This is a genomic window from Rhodoferax sp. (genome assembly GCF_025354435.1).
In the GTDB taxonomy this organism is placed as follows: Bacteria; Pseudomonadota; Gammaproteobacteria; order Burkholderiales; family Burkholderiaceae_C; genus Rhodoferax_B.
In genome coordinates, this window is the sequence record NZ_JANXMU010000051.1 from 48,582 (window position 1) to 57,754 (window position 9,173).

Genomic DNA, 9,173 nt, shown 5'->3' on the forward strand with positions numbered 1-9,173 from the left:
CAGACAATTCTCCCCCTATTCACACGAAGGACACGCTATGGCGAATCGCCTGACACAGATCGCCACCCGCACCGGCGACAACGGCACCACCGGCCTGGGCGACAACACCCGCGTCTCCAAAAACAGCCTGCGCGTACACGCGATGGGCGATGTGGACGAGCTCAACAGCCACATCGGCCTGCTGCTGTGCGAGCCCATGCCCGAGGGTGTGCGTGCGCTGCTGGTGGAGGTGCAGCACCAGCTGTTCAACCTAGGCGGCGAGCTGTCCATCCCCGGCTTTGAGCTGCTCAAGCCCGAGGCTGTGCTGGCCCTGGACCAGGCCCTGGCCGAGCACAACGCCACGCTGCCCCGGCTGGCCGAATTCATCCTGCCCGCAGGCACCCGTGCCGCGTCGCAAGCCCACGTCTGCCGCACCGTGGCCCGCCGTGCCGAACGCACCGTGGTGGCGCTGGAGCAGCAGGACGCATTGAAAGACACGCCCCGGCACTACCTGAACCGCCTGAGCGACCTGCTGTTTGTGCTGGCCCGGGTGCTGAACCGCGTGGACGGGGGGGATGACGTGTACTGGAAGAGCGAACGCCTGGCGCGGGATGCGGCGGTTTGAATGCTCTTATATTAGTAGCTACTAGCGTAGATTGAATATGCGCTGGAGGCACTTTTTACTTAAATTTTTGGTGCAAGCACCTCTACCCTAACCTGCGTGCGCCAACCGCAAGCACTCCTGCAGCGCCCGTGTCGCCCGTGACGGCTCGGGGGTGCGCCGGGCGATGGCCAGAAACTGGCATTCGTAGCGGAACAGCGTGGGCTGCACGGCCCGCATCTGGCCTTTTTGCACAAAGCCTTCGGCGTAGTGGTCGGGCAGAAAACCCAGGTACAGGCCTGACAGGATCAGCGTGGCGATGGACTCCTGGTCGAAGCCAGTGGCCTTGCGCGGCAGGCGTTCACGCTGGCTGATTTCCATGTTCGGGGAGTGCTGGCCCAGCCCGGCAAACGGGTAGCGGCGCAGGTCGTCCCAGCCCATGCCCTGCATGTCCTGGCCAAACAGCGGGTGCTGCACGCTGCAGTAGAGGTGCATGGTTTCGCCAAACAGCGCGTCGTAGGCCAGGCTGTCGGAGTGGCGGTGGCTGGGGATGATGCCCAGGTGAAAGCTGCCGTCCATCACCCCGCGCTCGATGGCGTGGATGGTGGCCACGTGCAGGCACAGGCTGACCTCTGGGGCCAGCGCTGCAAACCGGGCAATCGCCGCACTGATGCGGGCCTGCGGGTTGCTGGCGGTCTTGTCGAACACCGCCAGGTGCAGCTCCCCGCCCATGCGGTGGTGCAGCGCATCCACGCTGGCGCGGAAGGCATCGGCCCCGGCCAGCAGGCGCAGCGTCTCGGTGTAGATCTGCTGGCCCTCGGGGGTCAGCGCAAAGCCGCTGCGGCCGCGTCGGCACAGGGTCAGGCCGAGGCGGGTTTCCAGGTCCTTGACGTGGCGACTCACGGTGGAGGTGCCGATGTTCAGCTCCAGCTCGGCCGCCGCCATGCCCCCGCACTCGACCACGCTTTTGAACACCCGCAGCAGGCGGATGTCCATGTCGGTCAACTGGCCCAGCACGGCTTTGTTCTTTACTTGCATATTCTGCTAACTACAGAGTGGTATTTAACTCTTTATGAGAGTAACAGGGGCGGCCAGAATCCGCCTATTCTTTTTCAATCTGGAGCGCGCCATGGACATGACCGATACCCAACAACTGCAGCAAGCTGTACGTCCCCGTACGGATGCCGCATGGCTCAACGCGCACTGGATGCCCTACACCGGCAACCGCAACTTCAAGGCCGACCCGCGCATCATCACCAGCGCCAAGGGTTGCTACTACACCGACATCGACGGCCGCCAGATTCTGGATGGCCTGTCGGGCCTGTGGTGTTCCGGCCTGGGCCATGGCCGCGCCGAGTTGACGGCCGCCGCCACCCGCCAGATGGCCACGCTGGACTACGCGCCTGCGTTCCAGTTCGGCCACCCGTTGTCGTTCGAGCTGGCCAACAAGCTGGTCGAACTAACCCCGGACGGCCTGGACCACGTGTTCTTCACCGGCTCCGGTTCCGAAGCCGCCGATACCTCGCTGAAGATGGCGCGCGCCTACTGGCGCACCAAGGGCCAGGCCAGCAAGACCCGTTTCATTGGCCGCGAAAAGGGCTACCACGGTGTGGGCTTTGGCGGCATCTCGGTGGGCGGCATCGGTGCCAACCGCAAGATGTTTGGCGAAGCCTTGCAGGCCGACCACCTGCCGCACACCCAGCTCAAAAGCAACGCGTTCTCGCGCGGCATGCCGAAGACCGGCGTGGAACTGGCCGACGAGCTGCTGGACCTGATCACGCTGCACGATGCCAGCAACATCGCGGCGGTGATCGTCGAACCCATGTCCGGCTCGGCCGGTGTGGTGGTGCCGCCGGTGGGCTACCTGCAGCGCCTGCGCGAGATCTGCACCGCGCACAACATTCTGCTGATTTTTGACGAAGTGATCACCGGCTTTGGCCGCATGGGCGCGATGAGCGGTGCCGAGGCCTTTGGCATCACGCCCGACATCATGAACGTGGCCAAGCAGATCACTAACGGCTCCCAGCCCATGGGCGCGGTGCTGGTCGGCAAGGAAATTTACGACACCTTCATGCACGCCGGTGCGCCCGACTACATGCTGGAATTCGCCCACGGCTACACCTACTCGGCCCACCCCGTGGCCTGCGCCGTGGCCCTGGCCACGCTGGACATTCTGGTGAAAGAGGACATGCCCCAGCGCGTGCGCGCCATCGCCCCGCGTTTCGAAAACGCCGTGCACAGCCTGCAAGGTGCCAAGCATGTCACCGACATCCGCAACTACGGCCTGGCCAGCGGCGTTACCCTGGCCGCCTACCCCGGCGAGCCCGCCCGCCGCCCGTATGAAGTGGCGATGGCGATGTGGAAGAAGGGCTTCTACGTGCGCTACGGTGCGGACACCATCCAGATGGCCCCGCCGTTTGTCATCACCGCGGCCGAAATCGACAGCATGGTGAATGCACTGGGCGAAGTTCTGAACGCGAACTGAGCGTACAGCTCTGGGGCTGTGTATGCCGTAGGCGGCTATAAAGCCCCAAGTCTTTTAGGCAGCCCGTGCAGATAGCGTGGGCGTAAATGGCTACGTTTTTTGTAGTTTTTATGCAGAAGGATGGGCCCTTGGGTGGGTGTACTTAAAGTTACATCCGCAGTATGGTGGAGCCCCGCGTGGTGATACCAGGCCGCGCCACTCCAGCCCACTGCATGCCCATCGACCCACCGCCTTCCGCGGACCTCCGGCCTCGCACGGTGGCCACGCCTTCTGTGATACAGGCCTTTGAGGTCCAGCTGCGCCTGCTCAACCGCTGGACTGGCATTTGCGCCTGCCTGTGGCTGGTGCTGGTGTTTACCGTGGCGCAGTGGCTGTCGGGCCGCATCGTGGACGCGCAGATTGCCGACAACGTGGCGGTGGCCCAGAGCGATGCCTTCAGCACGGCCCGCATCATCGACCGCAAGTTTTCCGAGGTGGCCACGGTGGCCGCGCTGCTGGCCCAGCAGACCGCGGTACAGGAGTTGCTGGGCGAGGCCAACCCGCAGGCGGCGCGCCTGCTGGGCATGTCCGAGGCCGACCGGCAGGCCAAGCTGGCCGGCGACCCGTATGTGCGCTTTCTGGGCGATAGCCTGGAGCAGACCCGCCAGCGGCAGGAGTACAGCCATGTGTTTGTTGTCAACGTGGCGGGCCTGGTGGTGGCCACCAGCGACTGGCGGCAGCCCGGCAGCCTGCTCGGCCAAACCTACCTGGCCCGCAGCGACTTCAACGATGCCATGGCGCATGGTGTGGGCGAGCTGTTCACCGTCGGCCAGGGCCTGAGCAGCTATGCCAACCAGCCGGGATTTTTTTATGCGCTGCGGGCCGACCGCGACGAAGTACCCCAGGGCGTGGTGGTCATCAAGCACGATGCCAGCGCGCTGGCCTCCTTGTTGTCAGGCCACCAGATTGCCCTGGTGGTGGACCGCGCGGGCACCGTGGTCAGCGCCTCGCGCAGCGACTTCATGCTGCGCCACGTTGGCCCGCTGGCACCGGTGCCGCCTGCCACGGCGCAAATGGCCCGGATCCCGGTGCTGCGCCCGGCCCACCTGCTGCATCCCAGCCATTGGGAGGTGGACGGCAACCCCTACTTGGTTAACCGCGTGCCGCTGGCCGAGCCCGGCTACCAGATGCTGGCCCTGGACCCACTGGATGCGGTGGAGCCCATGGTGCGCTGGCACTACTCGCTGGCGGCCCTGGTGGCCGCCCTGGGGTTGGGCCTGATCTTGCTGCTCAGCCGCATTGCCAGCCAAGTGATGCGCCATCGCCACACCGGCCTGCGCTTGGCGGCCGAGCATGCGGCCACCCTGCAGGCCATGCTCGACAGCATCCCGACCCCGGTGTTCTACAAAGACACCGAAACCCGCTTTCTGGGCTGCAACCAGGCCTACGAACATGCGTTTGGCCTGTCGGCCCAGGCCCTGCTGGGCACCACGGTGATCGAGCTGGAATTCATCCCGCTGCCGCGGCGCCAGGTGATCCAGAGCGAGCAGCTCACCATCATCGCCACCAACTCTGCGATACGCCGGGAAGAGACTTTTCTGTTTGCCGACGGCAAGCCGCACACCACCCTGTACTCCATCAACCCCTTCCACCACCCCGATGGCCGGGTGGCCGGGCTGGTGGGCGTGCTGGTGGACGTGAGCGAACTCACCCAGGTGCAGGCCGAGCTGCGCCAGGCCAAGGAAGTTGCCGAAGAGGCCACCCAGGCCAAGTCCATGTTCCTGGCCAATATGAGCCACGAGATCCGCACCCCGATGAACGCCGTCATCGGCCTGTCGCACCTGGCGCTGAGGACGCAGTTGAACACCACCCAGCGCGACTACATCGGCAAGATCCACCGCGCGGGCGTGGCGCTGCTGGGCATCATCAACGACATACTGGATTTTTCTAAACTTGAGGCCGACAAGCTTGAGGTGGAGCAGGTGCCGTTCCGGCTTGACGAGGTGCTCAACCACAGCTCCACGTTGCTGGCCGAGCGCATGGCCGACAAAGGCCTGGCCCTGGTGTTCGACGTGGCCTCTGAAGTCGCTCCGGCCCTGGTGGGTGATCCGTTGCGTCTGGGCCAGATACTGACCAACCTGCTCAGCAACGCCGCCAAGTTCACCGACAAAGGCCTGGTCACTGTGGCCGTGCACACCGTGGACAAGGCCCCCGAGCGGGTGCAACTGCGCTTTGACGTGCGCGACACCGGCATCGGTATGACCGCCGCGCAGACGGCCAAACTGTTCCAGGCCTTCAGCCAGGCCGACGGCTCGGTGACCCGCAAATACGGTGGCACCGGCCTGGGCCTGGCCATCACCCGCGGCCTGGTGGAACGCATGGGCGGCGACATTAGCGTGCACAGCGAGCCCGGCGTGGGCAGCTGCTTTAGCTTCCACATCTGGTTCGGCCTGGCCGACCCGGCCACGCTGCCCGCCACGGTGGATCCGGCCCAGGCCCGGCTGGACGGCTTACGCCTGCTGCTGGCCGAAGACAACGACATCAACCAGCAAATTGCGGTGGAGCTACTGCAGGCCGCCGGGGCCGAGGTGGTGGTGGCCGACAACGGCCGCATCGCACTCGACCTGCTGGCCGCCGCTGCGCCCGACCATTTCCACGCCGTGCTGATGGATCTGCAAATGCCAGAAGTGGGCGGGCTGGAAGCCACCCAGCAGATCCGCGCCAACCCCCGTTATGCCGACCTGCCCGTCATCGCCATGACCGCCCACGCTCTGCGCGAAGAGCGCGAGCGCTGCCTGGCGGTGGGCATGGTGGAGCACCTCACCAAGCCACTGGACCCGCCCACGCTGTTGCAGACCGTGCTGCGCTGGGCCAGGCCTGCCAGCGCAGGGGCCAGCACTGCCCCGCGCCCGGCAGCCGCCCCCGCCGCCGTGCCGACCTGGTCTGCCATGCCCGGCCTGGACACCGCCGCTGGCATGCGCCGCGTGGCGGGCAATGAAAAGCTCTATCTGCGGCTGCTGCAGCAGTTTGTGCAACACCACGCCAATGCCCCCCAGCGTGCCCAGGAGGCACTGGCCCAGGGCGACATGGCCACCCTGCAGCGCGTAGTGCACACCGCCAAGGGCGTGGCGGGCAACATTGGCCTGACCGACCTGGCTGCCGCCGCGCTAGCGCTGGAAGAGGCGCTGCACCAGGGCGGTGATGTGGCTACCGCCATGGCCCGCCTGCAGACCGAAAACACCCGCGGTCTGGCCGCCCTGCGCAGCTTGCTGGTCGAGCGCGTGGCCGAGCCGGCGGTGGAAGAGGCCGTACCTGCCGTCGCCAGCGCCGATGCCCGTGCCCTGGGCCAGCAACTGCTGCGCCTGCTGGCCGACAGCGACGGCGATGCCGTCGAACTGGTGCTGGAGCACGCCGCCAGCCTGCGCAGCCTGTTCGCCCCCGGCAGCTACCCGGCCTTCCAGACGGCCGTCACCGGCTTTGACTTCGAGCTCGCCGCCGACCAGCTACAGGCGGCGCTGGCGCGAGGGGCCTGAGACCATACTTTTTATAGCTTCTCATGCTGATCCAATCAGCACAGGATGCCGATTTGGTTCATGATTTTTACGGTGTAACCACCAGCTCTTTGGTGCGCTCCTGCCGCACCACCCACAGCCCGAAAGCGATCACGATGGCCCCGCCCAGCAGGGTGCTGTGGTCGGGCGCGGTGTGCCACAACACGCCGTCCAGCGCCATGCCCCAGGCCAGCGCGGTGTACTCGAACGGCGCCACCACGGCCGCCTGCCCGTAGCGGAACGCCTGGGTGATGGCCAGCTGCCCGGCAAAGCCGCTCACGGCAATCACCGCCAGCACCGGCGCGTCGGTGGGCAGCACCGCCACCCAGTGCGGCCAGGCCAGCACCCCGGCCCCCAGCGCCAGTCCGCTGGTGCCCCAGAACACCAGGGCTGCGCTGGAGTCGGTGCGGCTCAGCACCCGCCCGGTCACGGCCGATACCGCGTAGCACACGGCCGAGCCCAGTACCGCCAGCGCGCCCAGCGACAAAAAGGCCTCCTGGTCGGGCCGCAGCGCCACCACCACGCCACACAGCCCGCCCGCCAGCGCCCACCAGTGGCGGGGCCGCACGCGTTCCTTCAGCACCGGAATCGACAGCACCGTGATCAGCAGCGGGGCGATAAAAAAGATGGTGTAGGCCTCGGCCAGCCCCAGCGTGCGCAGCGCCGTCACAAACAGCGACAGCATGGTCACCCCAATGACCATGCGCAGCAAATGCAGTGGCCAACGCACCTTCCACAGGCTGGGCACCTCCTTGCGCCACAGCACGTACAAGGCCACCAGCGGCAGCGCCACCAGCCCGCGCATCGAGGCCACCTGCAGAGGCGGGTAGTGGTGGCTCAGGGTTTTCAGGGCGGCATCCATCATCGAGAAGGAACCCACGGCAATCACCATGGCCAGGATGCCGCGCAAATTGGCGGCGGAAACAGAAGCAGGGGTTGGCAAGCGAGAGACTCCAGGGACGCAAGGCGTGGTTTATAACGGTCTTCCTTTATATCGCTAACCCATTACTGGATTACCCATGCCCATCTGGAAGCAGCCCTTCAGCGTCGAAATCTGTACCGCGGGTGCCATCGGCACCGCCATCGCCCACCTGGGCATCGAGTTTCTGGAGGTGGGCGACGACTTCGTGCGTGCCCGCGTGCCGGTGGACCACCGCACCCGCCAGCCCTATGGCCTGTTGCACGGCGGGGTCAGCGTGGTGCTGGCCGAAACGCTAGGCTCTATCGGTGCCATGTATGCCGCCCCCGAGGGCCACCGCGCCGTGGGCCTGGACATCAACGCCAACCACCTGCGCGGCGCCACCAGCGGCTGGGTCACCGGCACCGCCCGCCCCATCCACATCGGCCGCACCACCCAGGTCTGGGCCATCGAGCTGGTGGACGATGCAGGCAACCTGACCTGCGTGTCGCGCATCACGGTAGCGATACTGGCACCGAGGGTTTAAGATAAAAAGTGGCTCTAGCACAGGTTGTATAAGCGCTAGCAGCTATGGTATCAGGAGCAAAAAAGGCAAGATACTCAGGCGGTTGGCGCGGGCATGGTGGCTATGCCATAGCGTCAAGTGCAACTGTATGGTGCAGCCTGCGCGTCTGGTGCTCGGCGCAAGCCTTGCGCATACTCTTGGCTATCCCATCCCAAAAAGGCACCCCATGCAAGAACCATCACCCTCCACCCCGTCCATTCTTCTCGTCGGCGCCTCGCGTGGCCTGGGCTACGCCATGGCCCAGGAGTTCCTGCAGCGCGGATGGAGTGTGGTGGGCACTGTGCGCGCAGGCGCACGCACCCTGCTGCACGACCTGGCAGACGCAAGCCAAGGCCGACTGGCGGTCGAAGTGGTGGATATCACCGAGGCCCGGCAGCTGGTGGATTTGCGCACCCGACTGTCCTCCCGCCGCTTCGATATTCTGTTTGTCAACGCGGGTACCGCGAACCGCAACCAGGACGAGACGATCGCCGAGGTGTCTACCGAAGAGTTCGTGCATGTGATGGTCACCAACGCGCTCAGTCCCATGCGGGCCATTGAAACGCTGCAAGAGCTGGTCACCGAGAAAGGACTGATCGGCATCATGTCCTCCGGCCAAGGCAGCGTCAGTAACAACGTCCACGGTGGCCACGAAGTCTACCGAGGCACCAAAGCCGCGCTGAATACCTACATGCGAAGCTACGCTGCCCGCCAAGCCAAGAGTGGGCGCGCGCTGTTGCTGTTGGCCCCAGGCTGGATTCGCACCGGGCTGGGAGGGCCGGACGCGCCCCTCACTACCGAGCGAGCCATCCCCGATATTGTGGGTGCCGTCATCGCCCAGCAAGGCAAGCCGGGTCTGCAGTACCTCGACCGCATGGGGAAGACCGTGCCCTGGTGAGGCCACCAATCTCTCAATCTTTATCCCCCAGGTTGGAACCCGCAACCCTGGCGGCGCGGGTGGTACGGCTGTGGCCAAGGCTTAAGGCAATGCTGAACAAGGCCATTCAAAATGGCTCTTCCGGGGTACTGATAACAAGAATGCGCCGAATCCGGCCAAAACGAGTCGTTTTCTAACCCCTTGGGGCTAGGTTCGCGGGCCTTTGGGCCCACTTTGC

The 9,173-nt window shown here is 65.5% G+C and carries 7 protein-coding genes; 5 read left to right on the top strand and 2 right to left on the bottom strand.

What is annotated here, in order from left to right:
• Positions 1-37 precede the first annotated feature (37 nt).
• Positions 38-604 (top strand): cob(I)yrinic acid a,c-diamide adenosyltransferase, encoded by a 567-nt coding sequence (locus Q0T48_RS14130; protein WP_295957270.1) that lies wholly within the window; start codon positions 38-40, stop codon positions 602-604.
• Between the two features lie 87 nt (positions 605-691).
• On the opposite strand, the gene Q0T48_RS14135 is transcribed toward Q0T48_RS14130, so the two are convergent.
• The gene (locus tag Q0T48_RS14135) at positions 692-1,618 is read right to left on the bottom strand and encodes a LysR family transcriptional regulator (RefSeq protein WP_295957272.1); all 927 of its coding nucleotides are present in this window, start codon (positions 1,616-1,618) and stop codon (positions 692-694) included.
• A gap of 91 nt (positions 1,619-1,709) precedes the next feature.
• Between Q0T48_RS14135 and Q0T48_RS14140 the strand changes: the two genes are divergently transcribed.
• Both Q0T48_RS14140 and Q0T48_RS14145 read left to right on the top strand, forming a co-directional pair.
• Positions 1,710-3,065, top strand: coding sequence for an aspartate aminotransferase family protein (locus Q0T48_RS14140; RefSeq protein WP_295957273.1), 1,356 nt, complete (start codon positions 1,710-1,712; stop codon positions 3,063-3,065).
• Between the two features lie 257 nt (positions 3,066-3,322).
• Positions 3,323-6,577, top strand: a complete 3,255-nt coding sequence (locus Q0T48_RS14145) for an ATP-binding protein (RefSeq protein WP_295957274.1) — start codon at positions 3,323-3,325, stop codon at positions 6,575-6,577.
• A gap of 67 nt (positions 6,578-6,644) precedes the next feature.
• Here the strand turns inward: Q0T48_RS14145 and Q0T48_RS14150 are convergent, their stop codons facing one another.
• Entirely contained in the window at positions 6,645-7,538 is an 894-nt protein-coding gene (locus Q0T48_RS14150; RefSeq protein ID WP_366887958.1) for a DMT family transporter, read from the bottom strand.
• Between the two features lie 76 nt (positions 7,539-7,614).
• Here Q0T48_RS14150 and Q0T48_RS14155 point away from each other — a divergent pair, with 76 nt between their 5' ends.
• Both Q0T48_RS14155 and Q0T48_RS14160 read left to right on the top strand, forming a co-directional pair.
• On the top strand, positions 7,615-8,040 hold the full coding sequence (locus Q0T48_RS14155) for a hotdog fold thioesterase (RefSeq protein ID WP_295957276.1): 426 nt from the start codon (positions 7,615-7,617) through the stop codon (positions 8,038-8,040).
• A 205-nt stretch (positions 8,041-8,245) separates the two neighbouring features.
• Positions 8,246-8,956 carry an SDR family oxidoreductase gene (locus tag Q0T48_RS14160; RefSeq protein ID WP_295957278.1) on the top strand — a complete coding sequence of 237 codons (711 nt, stop codon included), beginning with the start codon at positions 8,246-8,248 and terminating at the stop codon, positions 8,954-8,956.
• The last annotated feature ends 217 nt before the right edge of the window (positions 8,957-9,173 follow it).

Coding starts and splice junctions, on each gene's coding strand:
- Q0T48_RS14130 (WP_295957270.1), top strand. CDS start 38: ATGGCGAATCGCCTGACACAGATCGCCACCCGCACCGGCGACAACGGC.
- Q0T48_RS14135 (WP_295957272.1), bottom strand. CDS start 1,618: ATGCAAGTAAAGAACAAAGCCGTGCTGGGCCAGTTGACCGACATGGAC.
- Q0T48_RS14140 (WP_295957273.1), top strand. CDS start 1,710: ATGGACATGACCGATACCCAACAACTGCAGCAAGCTGTACGTCCCCGT.
- Q0T48_RS14155 (WP_295957276.1), top strand. CDS start 7,615: ATGCCCATCTGGAAGCAGCCCTTCAGCGTCGAAATCTGTACCGCGGGT.
- Q0T48_RS14160 (WP_295957278.1), top strand. CDS start 8,246: ATGCAAGAACCATCACCCTCCACCCCGTCCATTCTTCTCGTCGGCGCC.